The 17,593-nt window shown below is 39.6% G+C and carries 15 protein-coding genes; 12 read left to right on the forward strand and 3 right to left on the reverse strand.

The window, feature by feature from the left end; all coding sequences use genetic code 11:
* Positions 1 to 218 precede the first annotated feature (218 nt).
* The 3 genes from gabT (at position 219) to AC4NPH_RS15270 (ending at position 4,549) form a co-directional block, all read left to right on the forward strand.
* Positions 219 to 1,574, forward strand: a complete 1,356-nt coding sequence (gabT, locus tag AC4NPH_RS15260; RefSeq protein ID WP_013058764.1) for a 4-aminobutyrate--2-oxoglutarate transaminase — start codon at positions 219 to 221, stop codon at positions 1,572 to 1,574.
* Positions 1,575 to 1,722: 148 nt separating this feature from the next.
* Positions 1,723 to 3,093, forward strand: a complete 1,371-nt coding sequence (locus tag AC4NPH_RS15265) for a sigma-54 interaction domain-containing protein (RefSeq protein ID WP_098314797.1) — start codon at positions 1,723 to 1,725, stop codon at positions 3,091 to 3,093.
* A gap of 31 nt (positions 3,094 to 3,124) precedes the next feature.
* Positions 3,125 to 4,549 carry an NAD-dependent succinate-semialdehyde dehydrogenase gene (locus tag AC4NPH_RS15270; RefSeq protein WP_013058762.1) on the forward strand — a complete coding sequence of 475 codons (1,425 nt, stop codon included), beginning with the start codon at positions 3,125 to 3,127 and terminating at the stop codon, positions 4,547 to 4,549.
* A gap of 36 nt (positions 4,550 to 4,585) precedes the next feature.
* Here AC4NPH_RS15270 and AC4NPH_RS15275 read toward each other — a convergent pair whose 3' ends face one another.
* Positions 4,586 to 4,828 carry a hypothetical protein gene (locus AC4NPH_RS15275; RefSeq protein WP_029320678.1) on the reverse strand — a complete coding sequence of 81 codons (243 nt, stop codon included), beginning with the start codon at positions 4,826 to 4,828 and terminating at the stop codon, positions 4,586 to 4,588.
* A 123-nt stretch (positions 4,829 to 4,951) separates the two neighbouring features.
* Here AC4NPH_RS15275 and AC4NPH_RS15280 point away from each other — a divergent pair, with 123 nt between their 5' ends.
* A complete protein-coding gene (locus AC4NPH_RS15280; protein WP_013058761.1) occupies positions 4,952 to 5,119 on the forward strand; it encodes a hypothetical protein in 168 nt (55 codons plus the stop codon).
* Between the two features lie 107 nt (positions 5,120 to 5,226).
* On the forward strand, positions 5,227 to 5,721 hold the full coding sequence (locus tag AC4NPH_RS15285; RefSeq protein WP_257154588.1) for a metal-dependent hydrolase: 495 nt from the start codon (positions 5,227 to 5,229) through the stop codon (positions 5,719 to 5,721).
* Positions 5,722 to 6,067: 346 nt separating this feature from the next.
* Here AC4NPH_RS15285 and AC4NPH_RS15290 read toward each other — a convergent pair whose 3' ends face one another.
* Together AC4NPH_RS15290 and AC4NPH_RS15295 are read right to left on the reverse strand one after the other, a co-directional pair.
* Entirely contained in the window at positions 6,068 to 7,300 is a 1,233-nt protein-coding gene (locus tag AC4NPH_RS15290) for an ATP-binding protein (RefSeq protein ID WP_257154589.1), read from the reverse strand.
* A 213-nt stretch (positions 7,301 to 7,513) separates the two neighbouring features.
* Positions 7,514 to 8,941 (reverse strand): cryptochrome/photolyase family protein, encoded by a 1,428-nt coding sequence (locus AC4NPH_RS15295; protein WP_098793025.1) that lies wholly within the window; start codon positions 8,939 to 8,941, stop codon positions 7,514 to 7,516.
* 165 nt (positions 8,942 to 9,106) lie between these two features.
* Between AC4NPH_RS15295 and AC4NPH_RS15300 the strand changes: the two genes are divergently transcribed.
* The 7 genes from AC4NPH_RS15300 to AC4NPH_RS15330 all read left to right on the forward strand — a co-directional run bounded on the left by AC4NPH_RS15300 (position 9,107) and on the right by AC4NPH_RS15330 (position 17,590).
* On the forward strand, positions 9,107 to 9,907 hold the full coding sequence (locus AC4NPH_RS15300; RefSeq protein ID WP_491938801.1) for a hypothetical protein: 801 nt from the start codon (positions 9,107 to 9,109) through the stop codon (positions 9,905 to 9,907).
* Positions 9,908 to 10,158: 251 nt separating this feature from the next.
* Positions 10,159 to 10,851, forward strand: coding sequence for a copper homeostasis protein CutC (locus AC4NPH_RS15305; protein WP_013058756.1), 693 nt, complete (start codon positions 10,159 to 10,161; stop codon positions 10,849 to 10,851).
* A 262-nt stretch (positions 10,852 to 11,113) separates the two neighbouring features.
* Positions 11,114 to 12,478: an aspartate aminotransferase family protein gene (locus AC4NPH_RS15310; RefSeq protein ID WP_013058755.1), complete on the forward strand. Its 1,365-nt coding sequence runs from the start codon at positions 11,114 to 11,116 to the stop codon at positions 12,476 to 12,478.
* 1 nt (position 12,479) lies between these two features.
* A complete protein-coding gene (locus tag AC4NPH_RS15315) occupies positions 12,480 to 14,000 on the forward strand; it encodes a pyridoxal phosphate-dependent decarboxylase family protein (protein ID WP_098314794.1) in 1,521 nt (506 codons plus the stop codon).
* A complete protein-coding gene (locus tag AC4NPH_RS15320; RefSeq protein WP_013058753.1) occupies positions 13,978 to 15,732 on the forward strand; it encodes an IucA/IucC family protein in 1,755 nt (584 codons plus the stop codon). The genes AC4NPH_RS15315 and AC4NPH_RS15320 overlap by 23 nt, the downstream gene beginning before the upstream one ends.
* Positions 15,729 to 16,322, forward strand: a complete 594-nt coding sequence (locus AC4NPH_RS15325; protein ID WP_013058752.1) for a GNAT family N-acetyltransferase — start codon at positions 15,729 to 15,731, stop codon at positions 16,320 to 16,322. Before AC4NPH_RS15320 ends, AC4NPH_RS15325 begins: the two co-directional genes overlap by 4 nt.
* Positions 16,301 to 17,590, forward strand: a complete 1,290-nt coding sequence (locus tag AC4NPH_RS15330) for a lysine N(6)-hydroxylase/L-ornithine N(5)-oxygenase family protein (RefSeq protein WP_013058751.1) — start codon at positions 16,301 to 16,303, stop codon at positions 17,588 to 17,590. The genes AC4NPH_RS15325 and AC4NPH_RS15330 overlap by 22 nt, the downstream gene beginning before the upstream one ends.
* Positions 17,591 to 17,593: the final 3 nt, after the last annotated feature.

Consider the following 17,593-nt stretch of genomic DNA (forward strand, 5'->3'; position numbering starts at 1 on the left):
ATAAAAGCCTTGTTCCTTTTATGGCAATATAAAATTCCTGTACTTTGTAGGAGAAGAAAGTCTTTTTTGACTCATCGATAAGTTTATATAGACTCACTGACGAGTAAATTATCGTTAGAATTATCTAAAAATCCTTATTTTTCAGCTTTTTAAAAGTTGGCACGTTTTTTGCATATAAACTAATTGAAGAATTATTTAATATGAGAGGAAGATAAAAAATGAGTCAAACTTTTAGCAAAGTAGCAACAAATTTACCGGGAGAAAATGCAAAGCAATTATTAGATAGAAGACACCGTGCCATTCCGAAAGGTGTAAGTTATGGCATTCCGACATTTGCTGATACGGCTGAAGGGGCGATCGTTAAAGATGTCGATGGCAATACGTTTATTGATTTCGTAGGCGCAATTGGCACAATCAATGTAGGACACAGTCATCCAAAAGTAAAAGAAGCACTTCACAAACAAGTAGACCGTTTTATTCACACAGGATTTAATGTAATGATGTATGAGTCATATGTAGAGCTTGCAGAAAGATTGGCAGCAATTGCACCTGGTGAATTTGACAAGAAAGTATTACTTTTAAATAGCGGAGCAGAAGCTGTAGAAAACGCAGTGAAAATTGCTCGTAAATATACAAAGCGTCAAGGAATTATTTCCTTTAACCGCGGTTTCCATGGTCGTACATTAATGACAATGACAATGACAAGTAAAGTAAAACCATATAAATATGAATTTGGACCGTTTGCTCCTGAAGTTTACAAAGCTCCATATCCTTATGAGTATCGCCGTCCACAAGGGTTATCAGTTGAAGCATACGAAGATTTCATGATTACAGAATTCAAAAACTTCTTAAATACAGAAGTAGCACCGGAAACGATTGCAGCTGTTGTAATGGAGCCGATTCAAGGTGAAGGTGGTTTCATTGTTCCAGGTAAACGTTTTGTGCAAGAAGTGTATCAATTATGTAAAGAGCACGGAATTTTATTTGTATCAGATGAAATTCAAGCAGGATTTGCACGTACAGGCCGCTACTTCGGTATTGAACATTTTGACGTTGAGCCTGATTTAATTACGGTATCAAAATCACTAGGAGCTGGCGTACCAATCAGCGGTGTCATTGGCCGTGCTGAAATCATGGATGAATCTAATCCTGGTGAGCTTGGCGGAACGTATTGTGGAAGTCCTCTTGGATGTGAAGCAGCCTTAGCTGTACTTGATATCATTGAAGAAGAAAAGCTAAACGAACGCGGTGAGTACCTTGGAAAAGTGGTAACATCACGATTTGAAAAACTAGCAGAAAAATATGACTGTATCGGTGATATTCGCGGATTAGGAGCGATGTCTGCGATTGAGCTTGTGAAAGACCGTGAAACAAAAGAAGCGGACAAAGAGCTTACACAGCGTATCGTAAAAGAAGCAAACAAACGTGGATTATTACTGCTTAGCGCAGGAGTATTTGGAAACGTTCTTCGTATCTTAATGCCGATTGTTATTACGGATGAGCAGCTAGAAGAAGGCTTAGCTATTTTTGAAGAAGCACTAGAAGCAAGCGTACAGCAAACGGTTGAAGTGTAAGAGAAATTGAGATGTGAGTGAAGAGAGAACTCTTCACTCATTCTTCATGAATTACAAAGAATGGGTATGTTTGGACACTCTATTTATAGATGTTTCATTTTCTGATAAAATAAAATAATAATTATTTTTTGACGAAAAGGTGATTCAAATGACCATTCATAAAAAGCATATTCAGCAAATTAACGACGAACTTTACGATATATTTGAGTCATCATTTGATGAAATCTTTGTAACTGATGCAAATGGATATGTGTTAGTTGTAAATTCAGAGTGTGAAAAAAACTATGCTTTGAAAGTGGAAGATTTTATTGGAAAGCACGTAAAAGAACTGCAGGAAATGGGTATTTTTTATCCTTCGGCCACGCTAAAAGTGATTGAATCTAATCAAGCAATTGAATTGGTTCAAAAAACAAACTCCGGCCGGTATCTTCATGTGCGGACAAGGCCGGTATTTACCAATGAGGGGCAATTGAAAAGCGTTATTAGCTATTCTCGAGATCTCACAGACTTAATGGAATTAAAACGAAAAGTAGAAGAGATGGAAGAACAGCTTGAAAACTATAAAAAAGAGTTAAACGAAGCCGTGGATTTAGAAGGCATCGTGACAAAAAGTGAAGCGATGAAAAAAGTTTTTTCAACCATTCAACGAGTTGCTTCTGTAAATACAACCGTTCTTTTACTTGGAGAAACAGGGGTAGGAAAAAGCAGAGTAGCAAAACTGCTTCACCAGCTTAGTACAAGAAAACAGCAGCCGTATCATGAGCTTAATTGTGCAGCGCTTCCTGAACAGCTTATTGAATCAGAGCTATTTGGCTATGAAGGCGGTACGTTCACTGGAGCATTTCGAGAAGGGAAAAAAGGTATCATTGAGCTTTCGAACGAAGGCACGCTTTTTCTAGATGAGATTGGTGAACTTTCTCTTTCAGCACAAAGTAAGTTGCTCCATGTACTGCAAGACCGTACAATTCGTCCCGTGGGTTCAACAAAAGCAGTATCAATAGATGTACGAATTATTGCTGCTACGAATCAAAATCTGGAGCAAATGGTGGAAGAAGGAAAGTTTAGACGTGATTTGTACTATCGACTGAACGTAGTGCCAATTACGATTCCACCTTTACGAGAGCGAAAAGAAGATATTCTGCCTCTTGTCTATCAATTTCTTCATCATTTTAATACGGTATACGAACGTAATGTACGCTTATCACCAAAGGCGTTAGATGCATTTTTAGGTCAGGAATGGAAAGGAAACGTTCGCGAAGTGGAAAATATCATTGAGCGCCTGGTTGTTACAGGAGAAGAAATGATTACGCTTAAAGACTTGCCGTTTGCAAAAGAGTTTGCTATCGATCCACCTGTTCATACGCTTCCTGAAATGATTGAACATGTGGAAAAAGAAATGGTCATCAAGGCGTTTGAACAGCATAGGTCATCTTACAAAGTAGCCGAACAGCTTGGTATTAGCCAATCACAAGCGAGTCGTAAAATCCGAAAATACGTGTCGGACAGCACCGAACAGTGAGTAGATAAATTTAAGCAGGGAGTGAAGAAATATGAAGCAAGCAAACTTATATATTAACGGAGAATTTGTTTCAGCAAATGATACATACGAAGTGGTAAATCCAGCGACAAATGAAGTAGTAGCTGCTGTTGCAAAAGGCGGAGAAAAAGAAGCGAAGCTAGCAGCAGATGCTGCCTATGAAGCGTTTCAAACATGGTCTAAAAAAACAGCAGAAGAGCGCGGCAAACTATTATTTAAATGGCATCAGCTGATTGAAGAACACACGGATGAACTGGCTGAAATAATGACAGTCGAGCAAGGTAAGCCTCTTAAAGAAGCAAAAGGTGAAATTGGCTACGCCAACGGATTCGTGTCATGGTACGCAGAAGAAGGAAAACGAATTTACGGAGAAACAATTCCAGCTTCTTCTCCTAATAAACGTCTATTTGCTCACAAGCAGCCAGTGGGAGTTATGGCAGCTATTACGCCGTGGAACTTCCCGGCAGCAATGATTACACGTAAAGTAGCGCCAGCTTTAGCAGCTGGATGTACAGCGGTTATTAAGCCGGCAGAACAGACGCCATTGACGGCTCTTCGTCTAGCAGAACTGGCAGAAGAAGCAGGTATTCCAAAAGGCGTAATTAATGTAGTTACGGGAGATGCAAAAGCGATTGGAGAAGCGTGGCTTCAAGATGGACGTGTACGTAAACTATCGTTTACGGGTTCTACAGAAGTAGGTAAACTGTTAATGCGCGGAGCAGCTGATACGGTTAAAAAAGTGTCTTTAGAATTAGGCGGACACGCTCCGTTTATCGTAACAGCAAATGCTGATTTAGATAAAGCAGTAACAAATGCAATTGCTTCTAAATTCCGCAACGCTGGTCAAACATGCGTATGTACAAACCGCATCTACGTGCACGAGTCTATTGCTAAACCGTTCGCAGAGCAGTTTGCAGCGGCTGTTAGTCAGCTGAAAGTCGGAAACGGCTTAGAAGAAGGTACGGATATCGGACCTCTAATCGATGAAAAAGCGTTAGAAAAAGTAAAGCGCCACTTAGATGATGTTGTAGCAAAAGGTGGAAACGTCTTAACTGGAGGGGCTGTACGCGAAGAGGGAAGCGGACTGTTTGTTGAACCTACGGTTGTAGATGGTGCAACGGATGATATGCTTTGTATGTACGAGGAAACATTCGGGCCAATTGCTCCAATTGCGACGTATCAAACAGAAGAAGAAGTTATTCGCCGTGCAAATAACTCGCCTTACGGATTAGCAGCCTATGTGTTCACTGAAAATATTTCAGAAGCTATTCGTATTGCTGAAGCTTTAGAATATGGTATTGTAGGGCTAAATGATGGACTACCTTCTACACCACAAGCGCCGTTTGGCGGCTTTAAAGAAAGTGGACTTGGACGTGAAGGCGGACATTACGGAATTGAAGAATATTTAGAAGTGAAATATATTTCTTTAGGCTTTTAACAAAAAGTGATTTCGCTTTCCTGCGAAATCACTTTTTTAGTAATAGTACACGTGGGGAATTTGTGCATGTACGGATTGGAAATTCATGAATAAAAAACAAAATTCTTCTAGAGTACAGCATTCGAGATCTTCGCAATCGTGAGAGTTAAAAAAATCTTCAAGTATAGTTGCCTCCACGTCTTTAAATAACCAGTGGTGTTCAACATCCTCAAAATTGCCGCGATAAACCTCACTTAACCCATAAAAGTCGAATATATCTTCCAGCTGCTTCTGTTGCATAGCCATCCCTCCTCTTCCTAGTATAAGAAAAAGAAAGAGATATTAAACAAGCTGTCATACTACTTTGTTTTTTTTATAAAATCTCGTATAGTTAATAGTAATGACAAGCAAAGGAGTTTCGGCATGTTTACATATATCACGTTATTTGGTTTTCTTGGATTCGCTGTGTATTCGAGTACGTGGATTTATTCAATTGTCAAAAAAGATGGAAGAGCAAAGAAAAATGGAAAGGGTACTCTTATTAGTTTTCTTGTGATGCTTATCGGGTTAGTCGGTCTGCAGTTTACGTAACCATAGATTATTTTGACATTTTTACCACCTTCACTTATAGTTAACTTTGGGCGAACATATGTATGATTTTGGTCACGGTGCTTGCCTTAAGTTGAAAAAGAAAGAAGGTGGCATATTTGAGATATCACACACATATTGCAACATCGATTGCTGCCGGTGCCGGTGTGGCTATAACAGGAGACGCTTCGTTTACATTTCCTTATGTTGTAGGCATTGCGATTGGAGCGCTGCTTCCTGATATTGATGAACCAAATTCATATATTGGTAGAAGATCTCTTGGTCTCGCAAAAGTCATTAAATCTATTTTTGGTCACCGAGGTATTACGCATTCTATTCTTGCAAGCGGACTTATTTTTTATTTACATACGATGTATAACAACGATTTTACATTAGGAATAGCCTATGGATACGCTTTTCATATTCTTGGAGATTTCTTTTCTAAACGAGGGGTACCTTTTTTCTCTCCTCTTAGCAAGAAGAAGTTTAAGCCTCCTTTAACATATGAAACAGGTAGCGGAGCAGAGACTCTCATCTTTTACCTGGCAGTGATAGGAAGTCTTTATATGCTTTATAAGTATCAGCTGTACACCCAGCTGTTTTAAAGGAAGAAGAGGCTGGGACAAAAGTATGTTAGCCAAGGTGAATGACGAACTATTGATCAAAATGTTTGATTGGTGGTTCGTTTTTTATTGGAATGGTGAACGTAGGTCTCATCTGTTTAGTTGCTTCTAGCGGTTGATTGGAGGGCAAGGCGAAGACTCCTGCGGAAAAAGCGGCCTAGAAGAGACCCGGCAGGAGCCTAGCGACGAGGAGGCTTATCGGCCGCCCGGGGAAAGCGAAGCCTTGTAAGGATATCAACAGCGGTGTAAAAGGCCATTTATACTAGAGCATTTATCTAATTTGCTCGTCTTTAAATGGAAGTGATTTAGTTATGTCTCAACCTCTCTTTTAGGCTTCCACTACGTAAAGTTCAGTCGTTTTCATAGGAAGGGTAATGGTAATACTTGTGCCGTCATTTTTTTCACTGGATACATGAAAAAAACCATTATGTTCATTAATAATTTTGTTGCAAATTGTTAGTCCCAGGCCTATTCCTCGTTCTTTTGTTGTATAAAAAGGCTCTCCTATATGAGGGATACGCTTTGAATCAATTCCACATCCATTGTCTTTTATCACAATGCACAGCGTTTCTCTAGCTGATTTTTCAATCGATACCGCCAGCTTGCCGCCGCTTTCCATCGAATCAATAGCGTTTTGTATAATATGAATAAATACTTGGGTTAGCTGTGTTTTTTGCCCACTAACGAGCAGAGGATGTTCTTTTGGATAGTGACGAAAGATGCGGATGTTTTTGACTCCAGTAACCGGTTCAAATTGCTTTAATACCTCATCTAACAAGTCGGTAATAACAAGGTTGTCTGTATATACGTACTCTTGTTTAGCTAAACTCATAAACTCTGTGATGATATGTTCAATTTGTGAAAGTTCATGCTGAATGAGATCTCGATAAATCATTGTTTTTTTCGGCTGCTGTGTCTCACTGAACAGTTGTACAAACCCTTTAATGGTTGTCAAAGGATTTCTAACCTCGTGTGCGATACTTGCAGCAAGGTGACCAATGACAGAAAGTTTTTCTGAATTTCGGATCTTTTTCTCTGCTTGTCTTTTTTCTGTTACGTCTCGTGAGACAAATACAAACCCTTCGATTTCTCCAGTGGATGTAATAATTGGAGCGCCTTTACATTCTAATAAAACGATGGTGCCGTTCACGTGAAACTTTCGGTATTCAAATGTGGAGGCATCTTTTGTTTTGCTCATGTTAGCTAAAGTAGTCGAGATTATGTGTTTGTCTTCGGGATACGCATTGATAAGCACATGTTGTCCAATAAGCTCATCAGGATAAATGCCTAACGTTTTAGCGTAAGAAGGAGAAGCGTATTCATAAATGCCATCTTCAGTAATAGCACATACTAAATCATGGGTATGAGATAAAATAGCTTGATGCTTTGGTTCATTGTCATCCGTAATGATTCGATCTTTTAATGGATAAAAAGGCTGATCTTCTTGGCTGGCGAAGGTGTGCCGAACTTGAGTGCCGCACATTCTGCAAAAATTATAATCTTCCTTATAGTTACAAGAAGGACAAACGGGCATCGAATCACTCCAATCAGATCTATGCAATGAGAGAGTTCCCAAGCATATATAATCATTATTATATATTCAAATTATAGGAAAAAATATGAAAAATCAAATGTGCTATAGAGAGGGGAATTGGGCTTGAAAACCCTATAAAGAGATTTCAAATACATGTTTTTAGTTGTAAATAGATGAGGAATGGAATTTTTTACACATTTAAAAAATTCAGCACATCAAATAAGAGGCTTGATTTACCTCTTATTTGATGTGCTGATAATGCTCCAGCGCTCGCTCTCTAGCTGCTTTATGATCGACAATTGGAGCCGGATATGTTTTATTAAGTGTAACGTTTGCTTTTTCTAATACGTCTGCTGGGGCCTCCCAAGGTTTATGAATATAAGAAGAAGGAATATCTTTAAGCTCTGGAAGCCACTTTTTAATATATTCTCCTTCTTTATCAAATTTTTCTGATTGAGTAATTGGATTAAAAATACGAAAATATGGCGCGGCGTCTGCTCCCGAGCCTGCAACCCACTGCCACCCCATTGTATTATTAGCTAAATCTGCGTCTACTAAGGTATCAAAAAACCAATTTGCTCCGTGTTTCCAATGAATTAAAAGGTGCTTTACTAAAAAGGAAGCAGCTACCATTCGAACTCGATTGTGCATAAAACCTGTTTCCCACAGCTCCCGCATTCCGGCATCGACAAGGGGATAGCCGGTTTTTCCATTTTTCCAAGCTTGAAGCTCTTCATTGCCGTCAGCCCACTGAAATTGCTTGAATTTTTCATTAAGCGGTTCAGTTGTAGTGTGCGGGAAATGATAAAGCAGCTGATAAGCAAAATCTCTCCATATAAGTTGACGAATAAATATTTCAGCTTGCTGTTCAAAAGCATCAGAACCTACTTTTTCAGCTTTAGTTCTCAAATAATGATAAAGGACTCGAGCTGAAAGCTGTCCTGTAGCCAAATAAGGAGATAGAAATGAATTTAATGCTTCAGCAGGAAAATCTCGTCCTTTTTCATAATGAAGCAGCTTATTCTTTAAAAACGTTTTGAAGACATCAATAGCGCCTTTTTCCGTAGCTTCCCACGTCGACTTAATCGTTTCATCCCACGGTATGCTTGGAAGCAAATCGAGATCTGAGACTGAAAGAGATTCAACCGGTTTAGAGGAGGCCTGTATGGAAGTAACTTTTTTTACAGCAGAAGATACTGAATGTTTTTGAGAAGCTTTATAGTAAGCTGTAAACACTTTATAAGGATCCCCATTTTCTTTTGTGATTTTCCAAGGTTCATGAAGGAGAAACCCCTCAAATGTGCGAATATTTATTTGTTGCTCTGAAAAAAAAGCTTGAAGCTCTTTATCTCTTTTTAGCGCATGTGGTTCATAGCGGCTATTCCAATAAATATCTTGTGCATTCGTTTCATGGAGTAATTTTTGTAACACATCTTTAGGGTTTCCTTTTTGTACAATCAGCGTTCCTTCTATTTTTTTGATCGAGGTTTTAAAGTCATTCAGCGCATGGTGAAGCCACCATTTACTTGCACTTCCCATTGAGCTTTCTTCATAGTCGTCATGGATATAAACAGGTACAACCATTCCTTCTTTAGCTGCGTGAAATAGAGCTGGGTTATCAACTAGCCGGAAATCTTTTCGAATCCATACGATAATCGTTTTATTCATCATGTGCCACCTTTCTATCTGCAATTTGCCTCGATTATAGCTTTTTTCTTATACGTTCTACAATTTTGAATGTGTAGAAGGCCTATTTTCTTATGGACGAATTTCAGATTGATGGTAAAAAGAATAACGTAAACAGAGTAAGAGAATGGGAAGGAGCCCTTAAAAATGAGAAATTCGTATGGAATGAAACAAACCGGACAACCGATATCCAATCCATATATGCAAGCAGCACCTAAACCTGCTAAAATGCCGCCTATGCCTTCTGCAAAAGAAATGCAGGCAATGCCGATGCAAGAAGGCGCAAATCAAATGCCAATACACGGAGAAATGCCGCCGATGAAAGATGCAATGCCGTCGATGCATGGAGGAATGAATCAAATGCCAATGTACGGAGAGCTACCGCCAATGCATGAAGAAATGGGTCAAATGCCGATGCACGGAGGAATGCCGCCAATGCATGGAGGAATGGGTCAAATGCCGATGAAAGATGGAATGCCGATGCATGGAGGAATGGGTCAAATGCCGATGCAAGACGGAATGCCGATGCATGGAGGAATGGGTCAAATGCCGATGCAAGGAGGAATGCCGCCAATGCACGGAGGAATGGGCCAAATGCCGATGCAAGGAGGAATGCCGTCAATGCACGGAGGAATGGGCCAAATGCCGATGCAAGGAGGAATGCCGCCAATGCATGGAGGAATGGGCCAAATGCCGATGCAAGGAGGAATGCCGCCAATGCATGGAGGAATGGGCCAAATGCCGATGCAAGGAGGAATGCCGCCAATGCACGGAGGAATGGGCCAAATGCCGATGCAAGGAGGAATGCCGCCAATGCACGGAGGAATGGGTCAAATGCCGATGCATGATTGCGGATGCCGCGATTTCTCAGCACCCGTTGGTCATCAGCAGCCTCATTCTTTAAATGATTGGATGTTCATGCAACAAACAAATCCACGCTCTTTTTAATAAACCCTTTACCCTAGATAAAAGGGATGTATTTTTGAATCTTTAGTATAAATATAGAATTTTATTAATTGAAACGTCATGAGAAAAAGAATAGTTCTTACTCTTTTTCCATGACATTCAATTTTTTGAAAATATTAATCACATCTTTTGGGTGTTTTCTTACATAAGAGAGTTTGGTAGAGTTTTTTAAGTATAAATACAGGGAAAAGAAGGCAAAAGCTCTATATTAAAGGGGAAAGGGTGTTTTTAGAATGATATTAGAAGTCACAGCTGCAACCTTACATGATGCTAAAGTTGCCCAGGAACATGGTGCCGATCGTATAAGCCTTGTAACTGGAATCGGTGAAGGCGGCTTAACCCCAAGCTACGGTTTGATGAAAAAAGTGAAAGAAACGATACATATCCCAATATTTGTGATGATTCGTCCACATAATCAATCTTTTCAGTATGATGAAGATGATTTGCAAACAATGATTGAAGATATTCACTATGCAAGAGAAATTGGCATTGATGGAATTGAAATAGGCTGTTTAACAGAAGACAAAATTATTGATGAGCAAGCTTTAAAGCGACTGCTGGATGCGGCAGGAGAAATGAATGTAACGTTCCACTTAGCATTTGATGAAATCAGTGATCAAGAAAAGGCGCTTGAAACGCTTGTAAGCTATAAGCAAATTCAGCGTGTCATGACTTCAGGAGCGGATAAAAGTGCGCTAAACGGTATTCCTCATATTAAAAAACTGTTAAGAAGAATGAAAGATAAAGATATTATTTTAATCGGGACAAAAGGGCTAAAACCTGAAAATCTTCAAGCGTTCTTATCCGTTACTCCCGTGAAAGAAATTCGTATTGGTTCAGGGGTTCGAGTGAATTGTCAATATACGAAACCGCTTGACCCAAGGAGTGTAAAAGCTGCAAAAGAAACGATGAATAAGCAAAAGTAACAGAAGTGCTACAAGGAATTGTAGCACTTTTTTATTTGGAAATAGAAAGGGACTTATTACATAGTTTTCCCTAAATGGAAAACATCATAAAACCCTTTGAATCCTTGATACATAAGAGAAATGCTGCGTTTTCCCGACTTTAGAGTGAAATAGGAATAATTTCATATTTTCAGAATAATCATTGACAGTGATAATCATTATCATTTATTGTTGTAATTGTTAATGAAAATCATTATCAATTGAACAAACAGGAGGATATGATATGTCAACGTCAACGAAACAACTTACATCAAACGAAATGCTGCTTGCTATGCAAAATGAACGTGAATCCAATGCAAGGTCTTATCCTAGACGCCTTCCTATTGCAATTAAACAAGCAAAAGGCGCCGTGATCACGGATATGGATGGAAAAGAGTATATTGATTGTTTAGCAGGAGCCGGCACACTTGCTCTTGGTCATAACCATTACGTAGTCCATGAAGCAATACAAGACGTTTTAGCAAAATCTATTCCTTTACATACATTAGATTTAACAACGCCTGTGAAAGAAGCTTTTATCGATGAAGTATTTGCTAGTTTACCAGAAGGATTTGCAAACAAAGCGAAAATACAGTTTTGCGGTCCAACTGGAGGAGACGCAATTGAAGCGGCTTTGAAGCTTGTAAAAACAGCAACAGGCAACCGCACGATTTTATCTTTTCAAGGGGGATATCACGGCTCCACGCACGGAACGTTAAGCATTAGCGGTACAACGAGTCCCAAAAAGCACATTCATGCGCTAGTGCCCGATACACATTTTCTACCTTATCCATATGAATACCGCTGCCCGTTTGGCGTAGGTGCTGAAGGTCACACTTACATTAGTACATACATTGAAAATATGCTGGATGATCCTGAAAGCGGAATTGTTACTCCGGCGGGTGTTGTAGTAGAAATTGTACAAGGAGAAGGAGGCTCTGTTCCGGCGCCGATTCCATGGTTAAAAGAGCTTCGCAGAATCACAAAAGAACGAAACATTCCGCTTATTGTAGATGAAGTTCAAACTGGAATTGGACGAACAGGAAAGCTGTATGCATTCGAACACGCTGATATCGAACCGGATGTATTAGTACTATCTAAAGCAATTGGAGGAAGCCTTCCTTTATCCGTTGTTCTATATGATAAAAAGCTTGATCAATGGGAAGCAGGTGCACACATCGGTACATTTAGAGGAAATCAGCTTGCGATGGCTACAGGACGAGCTACTTTGCAATTTATAAAACAAGAAAACTTACCTGCACATGCTCATGAATTAGGAGCTTATATTCAGAGTCAGCTAAAACATATTCAAAAGCAAGTATTCTCAATTGGTGATGTACGCGGAAGAGGTTTGATGCTAGGCGTTGAAATCATAGACGCAACAAAGCCGGCTAATAAAATCGGCAGTCATCCTGCAAACGGTGAGTTAGCTAAGCTGATTCAAAAAGAATGTTTCGACAGAGGCGTCATTTTAGAAGTGGGTGGAAGACATGGTGCTGTTATTCGTCTGCTTCCTCCATTAATTTTAACGAAACAACAAACCGATGAAGTGTTAACAAGATTTGAAGAAGCGATAAAAGCAGCAGAAGAGAAGTGGGTGAATAAATAAAATGGCGCCGTTTGAAAAGTGGTTTTTATCATCATCCAAAGAAAGCCTCGAGAATTATGAAGCTATGATAGGCGGAATGACAGAGATGATTAAACGTTACTACCATGAACTAAAATCCCCTTATACTCATATAGACGTTGACGAACTATCGAACTTAGTCAATCGTTCGGTCTATTTTAGCGAACACGAACAGCCGCTAGAAGATTTGTTTGCTGACGTACAAGCCGTAGTGCTGGATCATTCGCTTCATATTTCGCATCCCGGGGCAATGGCACACTTGCATTGTCCTCCGATTATACCGGCCCTTGCTGCGGAAGTGATGATTTCTGCTTTGAATCAATCTATGGACTCGTGGGATCAAAGTCCGGCAGCTACGTATATAGAAGATCAAGTGATTGATGAGTTAACAAAACAAATTGGTTATCGAAGCTCTTCTTCGGGCGTTTTTACAAGCGGAGGGACTCAGTCGAATTATATGGGACTTCTGCTTGCTCGTAATGAATATTGTCATGCTGCATTTTCAATTGATGTTAGTGAAGAAGGTTTACCGCTCCAAGCTAAAAAACTGCGGATTTTCTGCTCCGAAAAAGCCCACTTTACGGTGCGGCAATCTGCAGCTCAGCTTGGATTGGGCATGAATGCAGTGGTGAGTGTAAAGTGCAATGAAAGGCACGAGATGGATATAGAAAATTTAGAAGAAGCGATACGGGAAGTCAAAGCCCAGGGAAACCTTCCTTTTGCTGTTGTAGCAACGGCAGGCACGACGGATTTTGGAAGCGTAGACCCTCTTTTTGAAATAAGTGAGCTAGCTAAAAAAGAAGGGCTTTGGCTTCATGCCGACGCTGCTTATGGAGGAGCGCTGCTATTTTCACATAAATATCGTGAACGCTTAAAAGCTCTTGAACGAGCAGATTCTATTACGATGGATTTTCATAAGTGGTTTTACCAGCCGGTGAGCTGCGGGGCATTTTTACTGAAGAATTCAGCTATGTTTAAACACATTCAGCTTCATGCAGATTATTTAAATCCTGAAGAAGATGAGCACGTACATTTGGTAGATCGCAGCATTCAAACGACCAAACGATTTGACGCCTTGAAGCTATGGCTGACTTTCCGTGCAGTAGGTACAAATGAGTATGGAAAAATGGTTGACCATACGATTGAAACGGCTAAGCAGACAGCTGAACATTTACGAAAGCAAAGGAATATTACGGTGTTAAATGATCCTTATATGAACGCGGTTGTATTTCGCTATGTGCCAGATACTTTATATGTTGATTGTCAAAAACAGCAGCATTATGAAAATAAATTGAATCAGCTTATTCAGCAGCACTTATATGAAAAAGGCACGTTTATCATGGCAAAAACAAAGCATAAAGAGCAAGCTTATTTAAAGCTAACGATGTTAAATCCCATGATTACAGTTGATACTGTTGCCACTCAGTTGGAGGAAGTCGTGGCTTTAGGAAAAGAGTTGGAGAAAAAGGAGGAGCGATTACGTGAACGCTCAGTTATCGGCTAATTTTATTACGATGCAAAATATTATTAATTGCTATATTCGAGAAACAGGTAAGGGAGTATGGCAGTCCATTACAGAAATAAAAAGCGAAGAAACGCTCGTTCTTAGGCTAGAAAAACAGCCGGTAACTCTTTACTTTCCAGTAAAGTACCGTTCAGCTACCGGACGTCACTTGTTCTTTCCGGTCTTTTATTATCGCATTCAGAAAGAGGAGCTCAAGGAGTTAGATGTCGTCACTCTTTTGGCCTTTCTTTTAAAAGAAGTAACAGATCATTTACTACAGGTAAATGAGCTAATTGTACGTGTGCTATTAAGCTATGAAAATATGAAATTGTTCATTGAAAAAAGACAGAAAGAGTTAGAAACGTGCTATAAATGGGACAAAACGTTCTTAGAATCTGAGCAGTCATTGCTTATTGGCCACCAGCTGCATCCTACACCTAAAAGCCGTCAAGGGATATTACCTGAAGAAGAAGAGGTGTTTGGGCCTGAAGTTAACGGCAAATTTCAGCTTCATTATTTTAAAGCACATAAATCTCTTGTTGCAGAACAGTCTGCCGGGAGTCAAACCGCTTCACAGCTTATTAAAGAGCAGCTGAAAAAAGATAACAAGGTTTCTGAAGAATTCATACAGTCGCATTGCCAAGCGGACGATTATTCACTTATACCTATGCATCCGCTGCAAGCTCGTTATCTTTTAGGAAAAGAAGAAGTGTGTGAATGGATTCAAAAAGGCAGGCTTGCTTATCTAGGGCCACACGGTCAGCCGTTTTATCCGACTTCGTCTGTTAGAACCGTATACAGTGAAGATGCAGATGTGATGTACAAATTTTCTATTCCGGTGAAGATTACGAATTCACTGAGAGTGAATAAACGCAAAGAATTAAGCAGAGGGGTAGAAGTTAGCCGTTTATTGCAAGAAGGATTGCAGGCGGAGCTTCAAGAAAACTATCCGGCTTTTCAAGTGATTGAAGACCCTGCTTATATCACGCTTGGAAAAAAAGAGCTTGGGTTTGAAGTCATGATTCGAAGCAATCCTTTTCAAGGTGAGCATGGGGACCGTACAACACTCTTAGCAAGTTTGTGTCAAGATCATGTGTTTGGGAAAGCTTCTCAAATTGAAAATATTATTAATTACATTGCTGCAAGTGAAAATAGCACAAATGAAGACATAAGCAAGCACTGGTTTAAACGCTATTTAGATGTCTCATTTCATCCTATGATGTGGCTTTACACTCAAAAAGGAATTGCGCTGGAAGCTCATCAGCAAAATTCCGTTATTAAACTTGATGAAAACGGATATCCATCGGTGTTTTACTACCGTGACAACCAAGGCTATTACTTTATGAAATCAAAGGAACAAGAGCTTCGCAAGCTGCTTCCTTCCTTAAACGGAGAAAGCGATACGGTATGTGATGACGCTGTAGCAGAAGAAAGATTTCGTTATTACGTATTTTTTAATCATATTTTAGGGTTAGTTAACGCATTTGGTGCTGCTGGCCTCGTTCAAGAGTCAGATCTGCTATTGATCCTGCGACAAGAGGTAGAGATGTACAAAGAAAAAGATCATACAGGGCTTGTTTCATCAATGTTAGAAGAGAAAGTGCTGCCTTGCAAAGCTAATTTCTTAACGCGCGTTCACGATATGGATGAGCTGGTAGGCTCTCTTGAAACGCAGTCTGTTTATGTAAATGTTGAAAATCCTCTGTACGAATCTTCAGGTGTACGGTTATGAAATCGGCATTACAAAAGCAGTATCCATTTATGATTCAGCAAAAGGAGCAGAGCATCACCTTTCGCTCTGTTTCTTTTGCAAAAGATTTCGAACGGCTGTACAAGTGGATGCATGAACCGCATGTTATTCCGTATTGGAATTTAAATATTTCAAAACAGGCGTATGAACAGCATTTAAAAACATTTCTAGCTGATTCCCATCAAAAACTGCTAATTGGAGAAATTGACGGTGTACCTATGAGCTATTGGGAATCTTATACGGTTGACGGCGATATTATCAGTAACTATTACCCTTATGAAAAAGGAGATCAAGGGATTCATTTATTAATTGGAGAACCTGCTTTTTTAGGAAAAGGCCATATTTATCCGCTCCTTCTTAGTTTACTAAAGCACAAGTTCCAGGTAGCAGATACTGCTAAAGTAATAGCGGAACCAGATATACGAAATGAAAAGATGATTGCAGTATTTAAAAAATGCGGGTTTCAATTTATGAAAGAAGTGTCGCTGCCTGATAAAACAGGCGTACTGCTGAAATGTGAAAGAACAGTATTTGAAAGAAGGTGGAGTGAATGGAACAACGGGACATTTTAGACGTAATTGGAGTAGGAGTTGGTCCATTTAATTTAGGATTAGCAGCTTTAATTGATAAAACAGATTGTACATATAAATGTTTTGAACAAAAAAAGGAGTTTAATTGGCATCCAGGAATGCTTTTAGAAGGGACAACTCTTCAAGTTCCGTTTATGGCAGACGTGGTCACGATGGTGGATCCGAAGAGTCCGTACACGTTCTTAAATTATCTGCATGAGCATGAGCGCTTGTATCAGTTTTATTTCTTTGAGAAGTTTCACATTCCGAGAAATGAATACAATCATTATTGCCGCTGGGTAGCGAGCCAGCTGAGTGGGCTTGAATTTAACAGCACAGTAAAAGAAGTAAAAATGCATGAAGACGCTAAACCTTTTTATGAAGTAACGATTGAAAAAGAAGGAAAGCTTCATACCTATTACAGCTATCATCTTGTAACCGGAGTAGGTACACAGCCCGTAGTGCCAAGAGACTTTCAATCAGTAGCCAGCGATACGTTCTATCACTCCGCTCAGTACAAAATGAATCGTGAACAAACGCTGAAGGCTAAAAGTATTACCGTAATTGGCTCTGGTCAAAGCGCAGCTGAAATTGTCTATGATTTACTTCAACAGCAGCCTCAGTTTGACTATAAGCTGAATTGGTATACGCGCTCAAAAGGGTTTTATCCGATGGAATATTCAAAGCTTGGCCTTGAACATTTTTCGCCGGATTATACCCACTATTTTTACAGATTGCCCCAAGAGAAAAAAGAGAGCGTTTTACGAAATCAAGCTCTTTTATACAAAGGAATAAGCTTTGAAACGATCGGTGATATTTATGATTTGATTTACGAACGAACAATTGGAGGAAAAGAAGTGCCGCTAACGATGCGAGCGCTTACGGAACTTGCAGGCGTTGAAAAGACAAACGATACACATCTTCTTACTCTTCACCAATACGAGCAGGACTCGTTTGAAAAAGAAGAAAGTGAAATTGTCATTATGGCCACGGGCTATCATGCAAAAGAGCCTGCTTTTATGGAAGGTTTAAAAGAACATTTGCTGTTTGATGAAAAAGGACAGCTGAAAATCAACGAACTCTATCAAGTTGAGATGAAGAAAAAAGGCGCCCCGCTATTTGTTCAAAACGGAGAGCTTCATACACACGGGGTTGGAGCACCAGACTTAGGTTTAGGCGCTTATCGCAATGCTGTTTTGATTAATCAAATTGCAGGTGAAAACGTGTACAAAATATATAAAAATACTGTTTTCCAAAAGTTTGGATTTTAAGAA

This window comes from Priestia sp. MDV22-iso46, assembly GCF_058629175.1.